We start from the raw sequence: 18638 nt of genomic DNA, 5'->3' as shown, positions 1-18638 counted from the left end.
CGGATCAGGCCCCTTGATCGAACTGCGCGGCAACCGGAATGCGAAGGTCCGGGCCGGCACGAGATGCCGGACCCGGACCTGCTGCGTCTCGGCCTCTAGGGGGTGACCATGGCGTCGCGGACTCTGGCGGTGTCGACGAACTGCTCGAAGCGGACGATGCGCCCGCCCCTCACGATGAAGTGGTGGGCGACGCGGACGTCGATCGGCTGGCCGGTGGCCTTGTTGGCCGCCGTGTACCGGGCCAGGACCACGACGTTCTCGCCGTCGACGACATAGGTGTCGTCGTGGGCGGTCCAATCGATCCAGTCGGCGCCGAGCTTCTCCATCACGTTCGCGGTGACGCCCTCGGGCGTGCGGTAGGTGCCCGCCAGCGGGAAGCCCGCCATCTCGGTCCACTCGACATCGGGCGCGAGCGTGGCTCGCAGCGCTTCCAGGTCTCCCGCGGCCGAGGCCAGGTATTGGCGGCGGACTACGTCGCGCGGCGCGGTCGATGCCTCGAAGTCGCTCAGCCCCATGCCATCTCGCCCTTCGCGACCTTGCCGCCGATCTGGGCCGCGACCAGGAGTCGGGCGTCGGGGTAGCGTCGCACCAGCTCGGCGGTGACCGCCGCGCCGTCGGGCTGCTCCTTCAAGACCTCCTCGAAGGCGTTCAGGTAGTCGCGGGTGTAGCGCACGGCCTCGACGTTCGCCGCCGCGCCGGGCGCGCGGTGGCCGGGGACCACCAGTTCGGGTTCGAGGGCCTCGATCTCGTCGAGCAGGTCGCGCCAGACGGCGCGGGCGGCCTCGTCGGTGTCGGCGGTCCACACGTGCTGGCCCGAGAAGACCAGGACGCCGCCGACCACGGCCCGCTGCTCGGCCTCCCACAGGTAGTGCCGGTCGGCCAGGCCGGCGACGCCGCCCTTGAGTTCGAGGCGGTGGCCTTCGAGGACGAGGTCGCCGTCCAGTACCTCGAAGTCGACCAGGCGGGTCGGCAGGTTCGCTCCCGAAGCGGCCCATGCCTTGAGCTTGCCCTCGTAGGAGTGCTCGATGTGCTCGATGACCGGTGCCGTCGCGACGAAGCGGGCGCCGGGGAACGCGTCGGCGAGGACTTCGGCGCCGAAGTAGAAGTCGGGGTCGCCGTGGCTGATGTAGACGGTGGTGAGGGTCTTGCCCGAGTCCAGGACGGCGGCGGCGAGGCGGTGGCCGTCGGCGCGGGTGAAGCCCGCGTCCACCAGCAGGGCCTCGTGCTCGCCGGTGACGAGCGTGGCGGTCTTGGCCGGGCTTCCGGCCGGGAAGTCCAGGTCGAAGATGGTGAAGTCGAGCGCGGCCATCAGTACTCCTCATATCGTGTGGGGCCCCCGCCCAGCACGGGAACCATTCGCCTGACACAACAGTATCTGATTAGTCAGATATTCCCTCGTGCCGGTCCGCGGCGCGGATCACACCCGACTATCGCAGACGCCCGACCGCCTCGCCCGCCGAACGGCTGAGAATCCGCAGGTCCTCGGCGAATGCCTCGCGATGCTCGACGGGCAGCGGCTCCAGGAAGTACCGCCGGATGTTCTCCAGATGCACGCGGGACGCCTCGACCGCCTTCGCCTCGCCGGCCTCGGTCAGCCGCACCAGGCGGCCGCGCCGGTCGGCCGGGTTGTCGCCCCGCTCGACCAGGCCCGCGGCCTCCATGCGGTCGACCAGCCTGGTCACGCCGCCCGTGGTGAGCACCTGTTCGCGGCTGATCGCCCGCATCGGCAGCCCCGGATCCCCTGTGCGCGCGAGGATCAGCAGCACCTCGAACATCAGGTGCGAGATGCCGCACCGCTCCTCGAGCGCCCGGCCGAGCACGTGCTCCAGCCGGTTCGCCGCACCCAGGAAACGCCCGAAGGCGACCACCGACTCGTTGCCGGCGGCCTCTCTCGCCGTTCCGATCGCATCGCCCACAATGCCCTCCCCGTAGCCGCCGTCCACCCTACGAGACCGGAGCGGGCTCGTCCGCCGCGGCCGCTCGTGCCGACCTCGGCGTTCCATGCCTGGTCGTCCTTCCGTCCCGACGGGAGGTGTCAAACGTTCTGCGCGCGGACTTCATGGCGGGCGGGTTCGGAGCTCTGCGGTCCCTCGAACGGCTCACACCGGGACTGCCTTGACATTATTTCTGAGTTGACTCATACTTGAGTCAACTCAAATACGACGCAAGGAGCAAGGAACCGCGATGAAAGCGTTCGTCGTCAGCAAGTACAAGGCACCGCTGCAGCTCGCAGACGTCCCCGAGCCTCTCGTGGGCGAGCGCGACGTGCTCGTCCAGGTGCAGGCCGCCGGACTCAACCCGCTCGACGAGAAGATCCGGGCGGGCGAGTTCAAGCAGATCCTGCCGTATCGGCCGCCCTTCGTCCTCGGCAACGATGTCGCGGGCACCGTCCTCGAAGTCGGAGCGAAGGTGCGCGCGTTCAAGCCGGGGGACGAGGTCTACGCCCGGCCCGACAAGGACCGCATCGGCACGTTCGCCGAGCGGATCGCCGTCGCCGAAGCCGACCTCGCCCGCAAGCCCGCGTCGATCAGCATGGAGGAGGCGGCCTCGCTGCCGCTGGTCGCCTTGACCGCCTGGCAGGCCCTCGTCGAGAAGGGCGACGTGCGGGCCGGGCAGCAGGTGCTCGTCCACTCGGGTTCCGGCGGCGTCGGCTCGATCGCGATCCAGCTCGCCAAGCACCTCGGCGCGAGCGTGGCGACCACGGCCAGTGCCGCCAACGCGGACTTCGTCCGCGGACTCGGCGCCGACATCGTGATCGACTACCGCACCCAGGACTTCGAGCAGCTGCTATCGGGATACGACCTGGTGCTCGACGGCATCGGCGGCGAGAACCTCGCCAAGTCGCTGCGCGTGCTGAAGCCCGGCGGCAAGGTCGTCGGCATCGCCGGGCCGCCCGACCCTTCCTTCGCCCGCGAGATCGGCGCCAATGCGCTGATGCGCTCGGCGGTCACCGCCATCAGCGCCGGCGTCCGCCGCCGGGCCAGGAAACTCGGGGTCGGCTACGAGTTCCTCTTCATGCGCGCCGACGGCGGCCAGCTGCGCGAGATCACCGCGCTCGTCGACCGCGGAGTGCTGCGCCCGATCGTCGGCAAGACCGTCCCCTTCGTCGAGACCGTCGAGGCCCTGGAGGCGTTGGAGCAGGGCGGCCACCGAGGCAAGACCGTCATCACCCGGGCGTGACGGAGCGCCCTCGAGGCGAGCGGCCTCCCGGGCGTCCCATCACGGCGGGCGCATTCGGTCAGCTCGCCCCGGAGATGTAGCCCTCGAGCTGCTCCTTCTCGAACTCGAGCTGTCCGATGCGGCCTTTCACCACGTCGCCGATGCTCACGATGCCCACGAGGGCGCCGCTGTCGGAGACCACGGGGACGTGACGGATGCGCTGCTCGGTCATGAGGACCATCAGGTCCTCGATCGAGTCGTTCAGGACCCGGGTGTGCACGTCGGCGGTCATGATCCGCTCGACGGGCGCGTCGAGCAGGCCGGGGTCCGCGTGCAGTCCGCGGGTGATGTCGCGTTCGGAGACGATGCCGGCGACAGCGAGGCCGTCCGCGCTCACCACGAGCGCGCCGACGTTGTGTTCGGCGAGTCTGGCCACCAGGTCGCGGACCGATTCCTCGGGCCGGATGGTAACCACGGCAGCGCCTTTGGACCGCAAGATGTCATTGATCCGCACGGAGACCCTCCTGTATGCACAGCGAGTAGCTTTTGAGCATAGCCCAGATGTGCCCTGAGGAACACGGTCAAACCCCGACCCGGCTTCAGGCGGTTTCGCGGCCTCCGACGAGGACGGTCGCGGGGTGGCCGTTCACGAGGATCTCGTGGCGCGAGGCGATCGCGAGGTGGTTGGCGGTCAGGGCCTTCTCGGCCGCTTCCGCCGTCATGCGTGCGATCAGGAGCACGAAGCGCCCGGTGCGCGCAGCCAGCACGCGGTCGAAGGAGCGCGCCATCGCGTCGAGGAACACGGGCAGCTCGAGCGGCAGTTCCTCGTACTCGCCCCACGGGGGATCGGTGACGATCACGTCCACTTCGTGGTCCTGGAACGAGGGGAGCGCCAATGCGTCCTCGCTCAGGAATTCGATGTCGCGGCCCTCGCGCACCGCCGCCGGGAAATCCTCGCGGAGTCGCGCCAGATCGGCATCCGAATAGACGATGCGCTTGGCCGGGAACGACATCCGCGCATTGGTGAACGAGCCCGATCCGGCGAAGGGATCGAGGAACACGTCGTCGGGCTCGGGCCTCGAGGCCGCGACGAGGAGCGACGACAACTCGTGCGAGATCGCGCCCGCGGCCTTCGTCGCGCGCTTGGGCCGGATATGGCGGCGGCAGAGCATCAAACAGTCGAAGTCGGTCCTTCCGACCACCCAGTACTCCTCTCCCGAACCGCGGCCGACCATGCGCTGGCCCGAGGCGTAGGTGATCTCGGTTTCGAGCGCGCGCTTCACGCGAGGGTTGACGGGGACGAGTGCGCCGTCGACGTGGAACATCACCCGGAACGAGTCCGCGTGGCTGTCGAGGCCGTCGTAGCGGAGGCCGTCCGCGAGTTCGAGCACGCCCTCGTCGAGATCGCGGCGGACCACATCGGCGATCACCGTGAACGAGTTCTTCACGAACGGGATCTGCACCACCTGCGAATACCGGCTCGCCGATTCGAAGATCAGCGAGCTGTCGTCGGCGTAGACGGTCTCCGGCCGGTCGACGTACGAACCGATCGACTCGGCGACCAGTTCGCCGGTGCCGGCAGGAAACTGAACGTAGTAACGCACGGCACGAAGCATACCCGCGAGAAGGGCCCCGCTTTCGCGATGAGCGCTCCACTTCCAGGCGGTGAAGGGCCCTAGACTGGCCCGCGAACGACACGACGACTTGGGGGAGCAATGGAGCAGCGCGTATTCGGCAGGAGCGGCCAGCGGGTGTCGGTGGTCGGGCTCGGGACCTGGCAGCTCGGGGCCGACTGGGGCGAAGTGAAGGAGGAGGACGCGCTCGCCGTCCTCGACGCGGCCGCCGAAGCGGGCGTGACCTTCTTCGACACCGCCGACGTCTACGGCGACGGCCGCTCGGAGCGGCTCATCGGGCGGTTCCTGAAGGAACGGCCCGATGCGCAGGTCATGGTCGCCACCAAGATGGGCCGCCGCGTCGAACTCGACCCGGCCCTCTACACCCTCGACAACTTCCGGGCCTGGACCGACCGGTCCCGCGTGAACCTCGGCGTCGACCGGCTCGACCTGGTGCAGCTCCACTGCCCGCCCACCCCCGTGTACGCCTCGGACGCGGTCTTCGACGCCCTCGACACCCTCGTCGAGGAGGAACGGATCGCCGCGTACGGCGTGAGCGTGGAGACCTGCGACGAGGCCTTGGCCGCCATCGCGCGGCCGGGAACGGCCAGCGTGCAGATCATCCTGAACCCGTTCCGGCTCAAGCCGCTTGAAGCCGTCCTGCCCGCCGCGGAGGCGGCCGGCGTCGGGATCATCGCGCGGGTGCCGCTCGCGTCCGGTCTGCTTTCGGGCAAGTACACCGCCGCGACCGAGTTCGCCGCGAACGACCACCGCAACTACAACCGCCACGGCGAGGCCTTCGACCAAGGGGAGACCTTCTCCGGGGTCGACTACGCCACGGGCGTCGAAGCCGCCGTCGAGTTCGCCGCGCTCGCCCCCGAGGGCGCGACGCCGGCGCAGACCGCGCTGCGCTGGCTCATCCAGCAGCCCGGCGTCTCGACGGTGATCCCGGGGGCGCGAAACCCCGAGCAGGCCAGGGCGAACGCCGCCGCGGCCGATCTCGCGGCGCTGCCGGAATCGACGCTCGCCGCCGTGCGCGACCTCTACGACGCGAGGATCCGCGCGCAGGTCCACCACCGCTGGTAGTCCGGTCCGGTGCCTCCGGGAGGCACCGGACCTCCGCCCATCGATATTGACAGATCGAAAATGTTGACTTTCGGAGAGTGTCTGCCTAATCTGTCGGCAAGATGGTTATCGATCACAACCCGTGGTCACCGCCCCTCGAGGAGTCCGACATGCCCTTCCCGCCGATCAGCCGCCGCCGACTCTTCCAGGCCGCCGGAGTCGCCGCCGCCTCCAGCGCGGGGGTCGCCCTCGCCGCCGGCGCCGCGCAGGCCGCCGACACCCCCGGCGTCCGGTACGTCAACCCGCTCATCCAGCAGCGCGCCGACCCGCACATCTGGCGGCACACCGACGGGTACTACTACTTCACCGCGAGCGTCCCCGCCTACGACCGCATCATCCTGCGCCGCGCGACCACCCTCCAGGGCCTCGCGACCGCCTCCGAGACCACGATCTGGACCAAACACGCCAGCGGCGAGATGGGCGCGCACATCTGGGCGCCGGAGATCCACCATGTGAACGGCAAGTGGTACATCTACTTCGCCGCCGGCCGCACCGACGACGTGTGGGCCATCCGGATGTACGTGCTGGAGAACGCGAACGCGAACCCCATGAGCGGCACGTGGACCGAGAAGGGCCGCATCGCCACGCCGCGCGACTCGTTCTCGCTCGACGCGACCACCTTCACCCAGGGCTCGACCCGGTACCTCTGCTGGGCCCAGAGCGACCCCGAGCTCGGCTCGGGCACCAGCCTCTACCTGGCCGCGATGACGAACCCGTGGACGATCACCGGCACGCCGGTGCGCATCAGCAAGCCGACCAACTCGTGGGAGACCATCGGGCACAAGGTGAACGAGGGTCCGGCGGTCATCACCCGCAACGGCCGGATCTTCATGACGTTCTCCGCCAGCGCCACTGACGCCAACTACGCGGTCGGCCTGCTCACCGCCTCCTCGGGCGCCAACCTGCTCAACGCCTCCTCGTGGACGAAGAGCGCGCAGCCGGTGCTGCGCAGCAACGACGCGACGAGCCAGTACGGCCCCGGCCACAACTCGTTCACGGTCTCGGAGGACGGGCAGAGCGACATCCTCGTCTACCACGCCCGGCCCTATAAGGCCATCAGCGGCGACCCGCTCTACGACCCCAACCGGCACACCAGGATTCAGAAGGTCTACTGGCGCGCGGACGGCACGCCCGACTTCGGCATCCCGGTCGCGGCGGGCGCGACGCCGTACCGCTTCGCGCTGTACGGGCAGAGCGGCGCCTACCTGAACCACTACGACTACCGCGTCCGAGCGGGCACGTCGGTGGCGATGCTCGCCGATTCGCAGTTCCGGATCGTGCCGGGCCTGGCCGGTTCGGGGACGGTCTCGCTGGAGTCGGCCAATTTCCCGGGCCGATACCTGCGGCACAAGAACTACGAGCTGTGGATCGAGGCCGACGACGGCGCGGCGGTGTTCAAGCCCGACGCGAGCTTCTTCCAGCGGGACGGGCTCGCCGACCCGGCCGCGGAGTCGTTCGAGTCCTACAACTTCCCGGGCCGGTTCATCCGCGCATCGGGCGGCCTGGCCAATATCCTGCCGGTCGCCACCGCTCAAGAGCGCACGGACGCCACGTTCCGTCTCACTTAGGGCCGCAACCGCGCGGCCGATCGTTCGCGGGGAAATCATCAGCGAACCGGTTCACTAGACCCTTGCCATGGGCGTTCAGGCTCGGTACGGTGTGGAGCGAACCGGTTCGCTGGGCTGCCATCACTCCGGCGGACCTCTCAATGACGAGAGTGAGGCGACATGAAGTCCCGCGCACCTCTATGGCGGACGGCGAGTGCCCTCGCCGCGATCGCCATCGTGCCGCTCGCGGCCGTGCCGGCCGCCGCGAATCCCCTAGACGAGCACCTGATCCTCTCCTATTCGTTCGAGGAGGGACAGGTGGCGAACGGCATCGTCGACGACCTGTCGCCCTCGGGCCTCGACGGCACCGTCGTCAACCCCGCACAGGCGCCCTCAGTGCCCGGCCGCGCCGACGGCTCAACCGCGCTCGACCTCACCGGCGGCGCAGCGACCTTCATCTCCGCGCCCTATGTGGAGGTCCCGCACGGACTCTTCCAAGGCCGCGACCAGATGACGATCGCCACGTGGCTGCGCTGGGACGGCGGCGCGGACTTCCAGTGGGCCTACAACCTCGGCCGCGACAACGCCAGCGCCACCTTCCTCACTCCCTCCTACCAGGGACCCGGCACGAACCGCTCCTCCATCAAGCCGGTGAACGGCGGCGGTGAAGTCGGCGTGGACGGCACCGGCAAGCTCCCGACCGGCACCTGGGTCCAGGCCGTCACCGCCATCGACGGCCAGGAGATCGTCTACTACCTCAACGGTGTCGAAGTCGGCCGCACCAAGGCGCAGCTCGACCTCGATGCGGTCATGCACGACCCGAACGGTGCGACCTCCGGTTTCCTCGGCAAGGCGTTCTGGCCCGGGCACCCGTTCTTCGACGGTGCGATCGACGAGTTCCAGGTCTACGACCTGGCGCTCGACGCGACGCAGGTCGCCGAGCTCTACGGCGGCGAACTGCCGGTCCTCGAAGGGCTGCAGCAGGACTCGTTCGAGGCCCGCACGATGGTGGGCGAAGCGCCCGAGCTGCCCGCCGCGGCTCCGGCCGACTTCAGCGACGGCATCGGCCGTAGCGTGGGCATCGCCTGGGACGAGATCCCGGCCGAGCGGTACGGCAAGCCCGGCACGTTCACCGTGTCCGGCAAGGTGATCGGCCACGACCTCACCGTCACGGCCACTGTGGAGGTGATCGAGAACGCCATCAACGTGGACCTCGGCAGCCCCACCGGTGACTTCCTCGGCGGCGCCTCCGGCACCCTCTACGGCCTCTACGACGAGGGCCTGCCTTCCGAGAACCTCATCGACGGCATCGACCTCACCACGGTCGCCACCAAGGCCCAGGACGGACCGCAGCACCCCGGCGCCGACGCGCTCGAAGTGCTCGGCCCGCTGGTCGAGGCCTCGAACGGCGACGTGTACATCTACATGACCGACATCCACCGCGGCTTCCCCTACCAATGGCCGGGCGACACCCCGGAGGAGAAGCTCGACCTCTACATGGAGAAACTGAAGACGCAGGCCGAGCAGGTCGCGACCCTGCCCGCCGAGCAGCAGTCCAATGTGGTGTTCATGCCGTACAACGAGCCCGAGGGCAACATGTTCGGCACCGGCCAGTGGAGCTACGACGGGGTGAGCTGGCTCGACGACCCGACGGACTTCTTCGCGGCCTGGGACCGCGCCTACGCGGTGATCCATGAGGTGCTGCCCGACGCGCGCATCGGCGGCCCGAACACCAGCATCCTGTACAACCAGGTCAAGGGCTTCATGGCGCACACGATCGAGGCCGGTACCGTACCGGACGCCGTGGTGTGGCACGAGCTCTCCGACCCCGCCAAGATCCGCGCCAATGTGGACCGCTACCGCGCCTGGGAGGCCGAGCTCTTCGCCGGCACCGAACACGAGGGCACCGAACTGCCGATCAACATCACCGAGTACGCCTTCAACTACCACACCTCCGTTCCCGGCCAGATGATCCAGTGGATCTCCGCGCTGGAGGACAAGAAGGTCTACGGCGACATCGCCTACTGGAACATCGACGGCAACCTCTCCGACTCGGCCGTGCAGGCCAACCGCGCCAACGGCCAGTGGTGGCTCCTGCACGCCTACAGTCAGATGAGCGGCACCACGGTGCAGGTCACGCCGCCGAATCCCGGTCAGAGCTACACCCTCCAGGGCGTGGCGACCCTGGACGAGAGCCTGAAGCAGAGCCGCGTCATCTTCGGCGGCGCGGGCGGCGACTACACGCTCCGCCTCGGCAACGTGCCCACGGGCGTCTTCGGTGAATCCGTGCGCGTCACCGTGCGCGAGATCGGCTGGAGCGGCCAGATCGGCGACAGCGCCCAACCGGAGGTGATCGCCGAACTCGACGTGCCCGTCGCCGACGGCGACGCGGCCGTGCACTTCGGCGCCGGCGACCTGCCGGAGCTGGACGCCGAATCCTCCTACGAGGTCATCGTGACCCCTGGCGCCGACACGGGTGCCGGCGCCGAGCCGCGCACCTCCTGGGAAGCCACCTACGAGGCCGAGGACGCCGCCTTCCAAGGCTCGGGCCTCAACGTCAACGGCCCCGAGGGCTCGCCCTCGAACGTCTCGAAGTTCTACACCTCGGGCGGCTACAACGTCGGCGGCATGCGCACCGGCACCGACAACGGGCTCCGGTTCACCGTGAGCGTCCCCGAAGACGGCGAGTACGACCTCAGCGTCTTCGCGAGCTCGCTCAACACCGATGCCGAAGTGCGGGCACAAGGGCCGACCAACATGTTCCTCAACGTCGACGGCGGGGCGGAGCAGGAGATCTTCCTGCCGTTGGGCTACAAGTGGGTCGTCTGGGACCACGCCGACACCACAGTGGAGCTCACCGCCGGGGAGCACGTGATCACCCTGGCCACCGAGAGCCTCGACGGCAGCGGCGCGATCTCCGGCGACGTGCTCATCGACAAGATCGACCTGTCACTGCCGAACCCGGACCGCGCGGGCGACGTCTACGAGGCCGAGCACGCCGAACTCGAAGGCGCGACCCCGGTCTACGGCGAGACCAGCGGCGCCTCGATCCCGAAGGGCGCCACCGCGACCTTCTGGGTCTATTCGCCGACCGACGCGCCCGCGCTCCTCGACTTCGGCAAGCGGGTCAAGCTCGAGGTCAACGGCGAGCACGTCACGACCGCGAAGGACGGCACCGTGAACGCCTTCCTCCTCGGCGGCGTCAACAAGATCGTCGTCAAGGGCGCCAAGCGACTCCAGGTCGACCGGCTCGCCGTGACCCCGTCCGACGCGCTCGAATCCACCGCCTACGAGGCCGAGGACGGCACGCTCGCCGGAACCGCCGCCGCCTCTGAGCTGTCCCTCGCCTCCGGCGGCCTGGCCGTCACCGGCGTCGGCGGCGAACCCGGCAACGGCAACACGCTCACCTTCGACGCCGTCGAAGCCCCCGAGGCCGGGACCTACGCGCTGACCTTCCGCTACTCCAACGAGGAGCAGTCACCGGCCACGCACTACAACCCCGACCCCGTGGCCCGCTACGCGCTCGTCTCGATCAACGGGGCCGAGCCGATCCGAGTGATCTTCCCGCACTCGTTCCACGAGAACAACTTCTGGGAGCTCACCGTGTACGTCGAACTCGAAGCGGGGGCGAACGAGATTCGCGTGAGCGGCGAGGAGAAGCCGCAGTTCGACGGGACCGGTTACAGCTCCGACGCCTGGCCCGGCGTCCTGCTGCGCTCGCAGTACGCGCCGAACCTCGACCGGATCACCCTCGCTCCGTTGTCCGACTGAGTGCTCGGAGGCGGCCGGGCCTTCCCGGCCGCCTCCGACGCCGCCGCCACCACCAGGAGGGCCGATACACTCGCGCTACCGAACCACAGGGGCCATGAGAGGAGCAGGTGTGGCGACGATCGGCGACGTCGCGCGTGAGGCGGGCGTCTCGCGCAGTACCGTCTCATCCGTGCTGACCGGGCGGAAGTTCGTGACCCCCGAGACGCGAGCGCGCATCGAGGCGGCCATCGCCAAGCTCGATTACTCGGTCAACACCGGCGCCCGCGCCCTCGCGACCTCCCGCACCATGACCTTCGGCGTCGTCGTCCGCTTCCACGAGGCCGAGTTCAGCCCCGCGCTGGCGACCTACCTGGTGGCCTTCTCGGATGCCGCGCGCGAACGCGGCTACGCCGTCATGCTGCTCACCGAATCCGATGGCGCCGAAGCGGTCCGCCGCGCCATCGCCGGCCGCCAAGTGGACGGGCTCATCCTTCTCAACGTGCTCGACGGCGACCCGCGCCTCGAGCCGATCAGCCGCTCCGGCTTCCCCGCGGTGCTCGTGGGGAACCCTGAAGACCCGCGCGGCATCGACGCCGTGGACCTCGATTTCACCGCCGCCGCGACGATGCTGGTGGACCACCTGGTCGACGCGGGCCACCGGGACGCGATGTTCGTGCAGTGGCCCGAGGAGCTGTACGCGTCGGGCAGCACGTACGCCACCCGGTTCGAGCGGGAGGCGCTGCGCCGCGCGGCCGAGCGCGGGCTGCGGCTCGCGCCCGTCCCGGTCCCGGTCGGGCCCGAGCAGGTGCGGGCGACGCTGCGCGCCGCACTGCAGGACCCGGCGCTGCCGAAGACGCTGCTCATCCACAACGACGCCGCCGTGGCCATGCTGCCGTTCGTGCTCGGCGACCTCGGCCTCGAGGTGCCCGGGGACCTGAGCGTGGTCTCGCTGCACTCGGCGGAGCTCGCGCGGCTCTACGTGCTGTCGTACACGGCGGTCGAGTCCGATCCGACGGCCGTGGCCGAGACCGCGGTCGAGGTGCTGTGCAGGCGGATCGAAACACCGCAGGCGCCCGCGCGGCGGCGTCTGCTCATGCCGCGGCTCGACCGGAAGTCGAGTGTCGATCCCAACGAATGAGCAGGCCTTGACGTAGACGGGAACTCTTGGCACAATCTGCCGCGAACCGGTTCGCTGCCGTTGGGTCGCGGACCGTCTGCCATGTCGAGAAAGCGAGTGGACCCGATGAACACGTTCGAGACGACGAAGGACGCCATCGTCTGGCGCGGTGACGGCGAGACCCTCGTCGTCCAGGCCTGGGGCCGCGACTCGCTGCGGGTGCGGAGCACCCGCGCGGGAGAGGTGCTGGACACGGACTTCGCGCTCCTCGACCCTGAGCCCGTCGACGCCGAAATCACTGTGGACGGTGACACGGCGATCCTGGTGAACGGCGCGATCACCGTCGTCCTGAGCGCGCGCGGCGGACGCGACTGGCAGACCGGCTACGACACGTTCCACTGCTCGCTGGAGTTCCGCGACGCCGAAGGCAAGACGCTGCTTCGCGAACTCGGCAGCGGCGGCTCGCTCAAACTGGCCGCCCGCGAGTTCCGGCCGCTGCCCGGCGGCGCGCACCGCCTGCGGGCCGCGTTCGAACCGGTCGAGGGCGAGAAGCTGTACGGCATGGGCCAGTACCAGCAGGCGATCCTGGATATCAAGGGCTCCACCTTCGAACTGGCGCACCGCAACTCGCAGGCGAGCGTGCCGTTCGTGGTCTCCAGCGCGGGGTACGGGTTCCTGTGGCACAACCCCGCGATCGGCTCGGCCTCGTTCGCGGCCAACCGAACCGAGTGGGTCGCCGAGGCCACGCAGCAGCTCGACTACTGGATCACGGCCGGCCGCACCCCCGCCCGGATCAGCGCCGCCTACGCCGACGCGACCGGGCACGCGCCGATGATGCCCGAATACGGTCTGGGGTACTGGCAGTGCAAACTGCGGTACTGGAACCAGGAGCAGATTCTCGAGGTGGCCCGCGAGTATCGGCGGCGCGGGCTTCCCCTCGACGTGATCGTGGCGGACTTCTTCCACTGGCCCAAGATGGGGGACTTCCGGTTCGAGGAGGAGTTCTGGCCGGACCCGGCCGCGATGGTGGCCGAGCTCAAGGAGATGGGCGTCGAGCTCATGGTCTCGGTGTGGCCGCAGGTCTCGCTTGAATCGGAGAACTTCAACGAGTTCAAGAAGGACAACCTGCTCGTGCGCACGGAGCGCGGCCTGGATGTCCAGATGGGCTTCCTCGGGCCGAGCATGTTCCTCGACGCCACCAACCCCCGCGCCCGCGAGCGGGCCTGGGAGATCCTGAAGCGCAACTACCACGACCTCGGCATCAAGGTCTTCTGGCTCGACGAGGCCGAACCCGAGTACGGGGTCTACGACTTCGACAACTACCGCTACCACGTCGGCCCGAATCTCGAGGTCGGCAACGTCTTCCCGCAGGCGTTCTCACGCATGTTCTACGAAGGCCAAAGGGCCGCAGGGCAGGACGAGGTGGTGAACCTCGTCCGCTGCGCGTGGGCGGGCAGCCAGCGCTACGGCGCGCTCGTGTGGTCGGGCGACATCCAGTCCTCCTTTGAGGACTTCCGCAAGCAGATCACGGCGGGCATCCACATGGGCGTCGCGGGCATCCCGTGGTTCACGACGGACATCGGCGGGTTCTGGGGCGGCGATATCAACGAGCCGGAGTTCCGCGAACTGCTCGTGCGCTGGTTCCAGTTCGGCGCGTTCTGCCCGGTCATGCGCATGCACGGCGACCGTCAGCCGGGCGAGCAGGTCACTGCTGCCGATGGATCGAACCGCTGCGGGACCGGCGCGTCGAACGAGCTGTGGAGCTTCGGCGAGGAGGTGTACGAGATCCTGGTCCGCTACGTGAAGCTCCGCGAGGCCATGCGCCCGTACACCCGCGGCCTCATGGCCGAGGCGCACGAGTCGGGGCAGCCGGTCATGCGCGGCATGTTCCACGAGTTCCCGCAGGACGCGGTCTGCTGGGACCTGGCCGACCAGTACATGTTCGGCGCCGATGTGCTCGTGGCCCCCGTGGTCCGGCCGGAGGCGACGAGCCGCCGCGTCTACCTTCCCGAGGGCGCGACGTGGACCGACCTCCACTCTGGAACGGTGCACGAGGGCGGGCAGTGGATCGACGCTGCGGCTCCGCTCGACGTGATCCCGGTGTTCGCCCGCGACGGCGCTCTGCCGGAACTGGTGGGTACGATCTGATCGTCGACTTGACAGGGCTCCGAAGCGCGGCGTAGGTTACGCCTGACTACGTAGTCAGAAACGTTTTGGAGCCCTATGTCCTCCCCAGCCGCACCCGGCGACGCCTCCAAAGGCGAAGCCTCGCACGGCGATGCCCGGCGCAGGCCGCCCGGGATGACCGACGTGGCGCGCCTGGCCGGGGTCTCACAGAAGACGGTCTCCCGCGTCGTCAACAACGAGCGCTATGTCAGCGAGGCCCTGCGCGAGAAGGTCCTCCGCGCCGCCGCCGAGCTCGGCTTCCGGCCCAACACCGCCGCACGCGCGCTCATCACCGGTCGCTTCCAGCGCATCGGCGTCGTCTCCCTCGGCTCCGCCCTCTTCGGCCCGGCCTCGATGCTCGTGGCGCTGGAGCGCGCCACCCGCGCCGCCGGGCTCTCCTTCATGGTCGCCAACACCCCTGAGGGCCAACCGGAGGCGATCCAGGAGTCCATCGACTGGCTGCTCGCCCAAGGCGTGGACGGCATCATCCTCTCCGAGCCGAAGGACGAGGGCCAGCGCCTGCGACCCGATGCCGGCGTCCCGATCGTGAGCCTCGGCCAGGCCGGGGACCTCCCCGACGAGCGCGTGGCCCTCGCGCGCGGCCGCACCGCCGCGTCCTGCCGCGAGGCCGTCGACCACCTGCTCGACCTCGGGCACGAGCGGGTCTGGCACGCCGCCGGGCCGCAGGACTGGTGGGAGGGCCGCGAACGCCTCGAAGGCTGGGCCGAGGCCCACCGCGCGCGCGGCATCGAGCCGCCGCCGCCCCTTGCAGGCGACTGGACCCCCGCCAGCGGGTACGCGGCCGGTCTCGCCCTGCCGCCCGAGGCCACGGCCGTGTTCTGCGCCAACGACGACACCGCGATCGGGCTCGCCCGCGCGCTCAGCGAGGCCGGTCGCCGCGTCCCCGAGGACGTCTCGCTGGTCGGTTTCGACGACATTCCCGCCGCCGCGTACCTCTCGCCGCCGCTGACCACGGTTCAGCAGGACTTCGCGGGCGATGCGGCGCACGCCCTCAACGTGCTGCTGCGGCTCCTGCCCGGGGCCGAAGCGCCGGAGCAGGAGGCCGCGCCGCCGCGCCGCCGCCTCGTCGTCCGCGCCTCGACCGCACCGCCTCCGATCCGTCAGTAGCGCCGACGAATGCTGATTCGCGCTGGCGCGCGACAAGACGGACCGACTCGGTGTTCCGTCGCGGGAGCAGTGAAGCAGTGACGTCGCGCTCCGGGCGGATCCGGGCGCCCGCGGAGGGCTCTCGGACCGCGGCTCAGAGCAGGCCCCGCTCGGAGGCGTCGATGTCCAGGAGCGCTTGCAGAGCGTCGCGGCCGTCATCGGTGAGGCGCACGGCTCGGGTCGAGCCGACACCTCGGGTCCAACCCCGGTCGGACAGGGCCCGGCAGAGGCTCGCGCCGGCCTGACCGGCGAGATGGGTGCGGCGTTCGGTCCAGTCGAGGCACGCCCGCGCCACCGGGCGGCGTCGGCCCCAGGCCGCCGTGTCGACGCCCAGTGACGCTTCCATCCATCGGCGCCCTTCGCGGCTCAAGGCGAACCCGCCCTCGGTCTCCAGGTACCCGTGCGCCCCCATGGCCTCGGTGAGCGCGACACCGAGGCGACCGGCGAGGTGGTCGTAGCATGTGCGGCCCCTGGCGAGCGCGGTCGAGGCCGCTGCCGACCGCAGACCCGTGACCGGGGCGGGTACCGGCGGCAAGAGCGCGGCCATGTCCTCGATGAGCGCGGCCACGCGCGCATCGGCCAGCTCGACGTACCTGTGGCGGCCCTGCCGGCGCTCGGCGAGCACGCCGACCGCGGTCAACCGGTGCAGATGCTCGGTCGCCGTCGAGGCCGCGACTCCCGCGCGCCGGGCCAGTTCCCCGGCGGTCCAAGCCCGTCCGTCGAGCAGCGCCAGGCAGAAGGCCGCCCGCGTCGGGTCCGCGAGGGCCCGCGCGAGCTCGGCCAGCCGGTCCGCGCCCACATCGTTCGTCACCCGCACATTGTGCGCCCCCGACACTTCGGCGCCCACCGAACCGTTCCGGATCTAAGGTTGCGGCCGTGACAGCGATCCAGCGCGAAGCCGCCCGTATTCTCACCGACCCGGCCTTCATTCCCCCTCCTGCGCAAGACGGTGCCCCCGGAGGCATCCGCTGGCTGCGTGCCCGTGTCGCCCGGTTCTCCAGCGGTGAGACACACCTGCGCCGACGTCGGCTGGCGATAGGGTTCCTTGACGAGATCGATCCCGCGCTGCTCCGCGAGCGGGCACGCGACCGCGCCGCCGCGCTGCCGGCCGGAGGCGCGGCGGACCTCGCCGGGCAGGTGCCGGTCGCGGTCCTGGGGGAGGCCCTCGGACTCGCCGACACCGATACCGCCGCCGTACGCCGCATCGCCGCCCTCTACAAGCAGGACACTGGCGACGCGGAAGCCGATGCGGCCGTGGCGGTCCTGGTGAAGGCGTTCGGCGGTGTCGCCGATGAGTCGACAGCCGCCCGGATCGGGCTGCTCGTCCAGGCCTGCGATGCCACCGCGGGCCTGATCGACAACGCCCTACGCAGCGACACTGCGCCCTCCGGCTCGGCCGAGCTGCTGGTGGAGCAGACGTTGCTCACCGATCCTCCCGTCCGAGCGACCGTCCGCAGGTCGACCGCCTCTGCGTCCGTCGTCCAGGTCGACCTCACCGCCCTGCCCTTCGGTGCCGGGGCGCACCGCTGCCCCGGGGTCGACCACGCACTGGCGATCGCGGTCGGCGTCTGCGAGGCACTGCGCGATGCCCGGTGACTTCCACGCCGCGCACCATGGCGGCGAACCGCTGCTGCTCCCGAACGCCTGGGACTTCGCCTCCGCGGCGGCCTTGGCCGCCATGGGATTCGGTGCCATCGGCACCACGAGCCTCGGGGTCGCCGCGGCGGCCGGATTGCCCGACGCCGCCGGGCTCGCCCGTGACGCGACACTCGCGCTCGCGCGGGTGCTCGCGGTGCTGCCCGTCCACATCACCGTCGACATCGAAAGCGGCTTCAGCGAATCGTCTGAGGAGGTCGCCGAGTTCACCGCGGCACTGGTCGAACTCGGCATCGCGGGGGTCAACATCGAGGACGGCCGCGCCGACGGCTCCCTGGCCGACCCCGGGCATATGGCCGAGATCATCGCGGCCGTGAAGCGGCGCTGCCCGGACCTGTTCCTCAACGCCCGCACCGACCCGTACTGGCTCGGACTCGACCGGCGGCTCGAACGCTCGCTGGAGCGCGCCCGGCGGTACCGTGACGCGGGTGCCGACGGGATCTTCGTCCCCGGGGCGGTCACCGCCGTGGACATTTCGGCCCTTGTGGACGGTGTTGGCGGCCCCCTCAACATCCTCTTCTCGCCCACCCAGGTGCCGCTCGCGGACCTCGCCGCTCTTGGCGTCGCGCGCGTCAGCACCGGATCGCTCCTCTTCCGCGCCTCCCTCGACGCCGTGACCCGTACGGCCGACGCGCTGCGCGACGGCGCCCCGGTCGCCGCCGACCTGCCGCCCTACGGTGAAGTCCAGAACCTCATCGAGCGGTACCGCGCGCAGATCAATCGGACGGCACGATCTGGTCGACCGCCGCGGAGATGAGCGCCGCCGTCCGGTCCTCGCCGAACACGTCGGGGAGCGTCAGGCGCTCGAGGATGAGCCAGTTCAGCGAGAGGTAGAGCATCACGACCGTGTCCGCGTCCCCGGGCATCCCGGACTCGAGGTGGAAGTCGATGTTCTGCTGCACGTTCTCGCGAATCTGCTCGGTGAGGACCTCGCGCAGCTCGGGGCGGCGCGTGGCCTCGAGCCGCAGCTCCAGCATCGCCAGGTACCCCGAGCGGAAGGCGGTGACCCGTTCGACCGTCTCCTGCATGAGGCGGTCGACGGACGCGCGCGTGCGCGGCAGGGCGAGCGCCTCGCCCACCACCGCGGGCCCGGGGTCGAGTCGCTGGAACACCCGCTGACCCGCTTGCGTCAGTAGGGCATCGCGGTTCGCGAAGTAGTTCGACGCTGTGCCCATCGGCACACCCGCCCGGGTGTCGACGGCCCGGAACGTGAGTCCGCGCGCCCCCTGATCTGCGAGTACCTCTATGGCCGCGTCGATCAGGGCCGTTCGGCGCTCGGGGTTCTGGCGCATCGGTCCACTCCTTCGATTGACACCACTTCATGTGTAGTGGTAAGTT

General features: G+C 70.0%; 16 protein-coding genes. 9 read left to right on the top strand and 7 right to left on the bottom strand.

Features of this window, described 5'->3' with window-relative positions; all coding sequences use genetic code 11:
* Positions 1 to 95 precede the first annotated feature (95 nt).
* The 3 genes from JHY01_RS08260 to JHY01_RS26525 all read right to left on the bottom strand — a co-directional run bounded on the left by JHY01_RS08260 (position 96) and on the right by JHY01_RS26525 (position 1916).
* Complete coding sequence (locus JHY01_RS08260; RefSeq protein WP_205325139.1) at positions 96 to 515, bottom strand: nuclear transport factor 2 family protein; 420 nt, start codon at positions 513 to 515, stop codon at positions 96 to 98.
* Positions 506 to 1309 (bottom strand): MBL fold metallo-hydrolase, encoded by an 804-nt coding sequence (locus JHY01_RS08255; RefSeq protein WP_205325138.1) that lies wholly within the window; start codon positions 1307 to 1309, stop codon positions 506 to 508. Before JHY01_RS08255 ends, JHY01_RS08260 begins: the two co-directional genes overlap by 10 nt.
* Positions 1310 to 1427: 118 nt before the next feature.
* Positions 1428 to 1916, bottom strand: coding sequence for a MarR family winged helix-turn-helix transcriptional regulator (locus JHY01_RS26525; RefSeq protein ID WP_205325137.1), 489 nt, complete (start codon positions 1914 to 1916; stop codon positions 1428 to 1430).
* A 268-nt stretch (positions 1917 to 2184) separates the two neighbouring features.
* Here JHY01_RS26525 and JHY01_RS08245 point away from each other — a divergent pair, with 268 nt between their 5' ends.
* Positions 2185 to 3180, top strand: coding sequence for an NADP-dependent oxidoreductase (locus JHY01_RS08245; RefSeq protein ID WP_205325136.1), 996 nt, complete (start codon positions 2185 to 2187; stop codon positions 3178 to 3180).
* Between the two features lie 58 nt (positions 3181 to 3238).
* Here JHY01_RS08245 and JHY01_RS08240 read toward each other — a convergent pair whose 3' ends face one another.
* Together JHY01_RS08240 and JHY01_RS27675 are read right to left on the bottom strand one after the other, a co-directional pair.
* Complete coding sequence (locus JHY01_RS08240) at positions 3239 to 3673, bottom strand: CBS domain-containing protein (protein WP_205325135.1); 435 nt, start codon at positions 3671 to 3673, stop codon at positions 3239 to 3241.
* 85 nt (positions 3674 to 3758) lie between these two features.
* On the bottom strand, positions 3759 to 4763 hold the full coding sequence (locus JHY01_RS27675) for a hypothetical protein (RefSeq protein ID WP_205325134.1): 1005 nt from the start codon (positions 4761 to 4763) through the stop codon (positions 3759 to 3761).
* A 111-nt stretch (positions 4764 to 4874) separates the two neighbouring features.
* On the opposite strand from JHY01_RS27675, the gene JHY01_RS08230 reads away from it, so the two are divergent.
* From JHY01_RS08230 to JHY01_RS08205, 6 genes are all read left to right on the top strand, one after another.
* The gene (locus JHY01_RS08230; protein ID WP_205325133.1) at positions 4875 to 5858 is read left to right on the top strand and encodes an aldo/keto reductase; all 984 of its coding nucleotides are present in this window, start codon (positions 4875 to 4877) and stop codon (positions 5856 to 5858) included.
* Positions 5859 to 6007: 149 nt separating this feature from the next.
* Complete coding sequence (locus tag JHY01_RS08225) at positions 6008 to 7465, top strand: family 43 glycosylhydrolase (RefSeq protein ID WP_205325132.1); 1458 nt, start codon at positions 6008 to 6010, stop codon at positions 7463 to 7465.
* 159 nt (positions 7466 to 7624) lie between these two features.
* Complete coding sequence (locus tag JHY01_RS08220; protein ID WP_205325131.1) at positions 7625 to 11215, top strand: LamG-like jellyroll fold domain-containing protein; 3591 nt, start codon at positions 7625 to 7627, stop codon at positions 11213 to 11215.
* A 109-nt stretch (positions 11216 to 11324) separates the two neighbouring features.
* The gene (locus JHY01_RS08215) at positions 11325 to 12332 is read left to right on the top strand and encodes a LacI family DNA-binding transcriptional regulator (RefSeq protein WP_205325130.1); all 1008 of its coding nucleotides are present in this window, start codon (positions 11325 to 11327) and stop codon (positions 12330 to 12332) included.
* An 81-nt stretch (positions 12333 to 12413) separates the two neighbouring features.
* Positions 12414 to 14459 carry a TIM-barrel domain-containing protein gene (locus JHY01_RS08210; protein ID WP_240192510.1) on the top strand — a complete coding sequence of 682 codons (2046 nt, stop codon included), beginning with the start codon at positions 12414 to 12416 and terminating at the stop codon, positions 14457 to 14459.
* A gap of 75 nt (positions 14460 to 14534) precedes the next feature.
* Entirely contained in the window at positions 14535 to 15605 is a 1071-nt protein-coding gene (locus tag JHY01_RS08205; protein WP_205325129.1) for a LacI family DNA-binding transcriptional regulator, read from the top strand.
* 133 nt (positions 15606 to 15738) lie between these two features.
* On the opposite strand, the gene JHY01_RS08200 is transcribed toward JHY01_RS08205, so the two are convergent.
* Positions 15739 to 16455 (bottom strand): winged helix-turn-helix domain-containing protein, encoded by a 717-nt coding sequence (locus JHY01_RS08200; RefSeq protein WP_307814315.1) that lies wholly within the window; start codon positions 16453 to 16455, stop codon positions 15739 to 15741.
* A 65-nt stretch (positions 16456 to 16520) separates the two neighbouring features.
* On the opposite strand from JHY01_RS08200, the gene JHY01_RS08195 reads away from it, so the two are divergent.
* Together JHY01_RS08195 and JHY01_RS08190 are read left to right on the top strand one after the other, a co-directional pair.
* Positions 16521 to 17240 (top strand): hypothetical protein, encoded by a 720-nt coding sequence (locus JHY01_RS08195; protein WP_205325128.1) that lies wholly within the window; start codon positions 16521 to 16523, stop codon positions 17238 to 17240.
* Entirely contained in the window at positions 17230 to 18057 is an 828-nt protein-coding gene (locus JHY01_RS08190) for an isocitrate lyase/phosphoenolpyruvate mutase family protein (protein ID WP_205325127.1), read from the top strand. Before JHY01_RS08195 ends, JHY01_RS08190 begins: the two co-directional genes overlap by 11 nt.
* On the opposite strand, the gene JHY01_RS08185 is transcribed toward JHY01_RS08190, so the two are convergent.
* On the bottom strand, positions 18017 to 18592 hold the full coding sequence (locus JHY01_RS08185; RefSeq protein ID WP_205325126.1) for a TetR/AcrR family transcriptional regulator: 576 nt from the start codon (positions 18590 to 18592) through the stop codon (positions 18017 to 18019). The two genes, JHY01_RS08190 and JHY01_RS08185, sit on opposite strands and share 41 nt — an antisense overlap.
* Between the last annotated feature and the right edge of the window lie 46 nt (positions 18593 to 18638).

It is taken from the genome of Glycomyces sp. YM15, assembly GCF_016918015.1.
GTDB lineage: Bacteria > Actinomycetota > Actinomycetes > Mycobacteriales > Micromonosporaceae > Glycomyces.
Note: the sequence above shows the minus strand (reverse complement) of the source record. Positions and strands in the feature narration are given on the sequence as shown.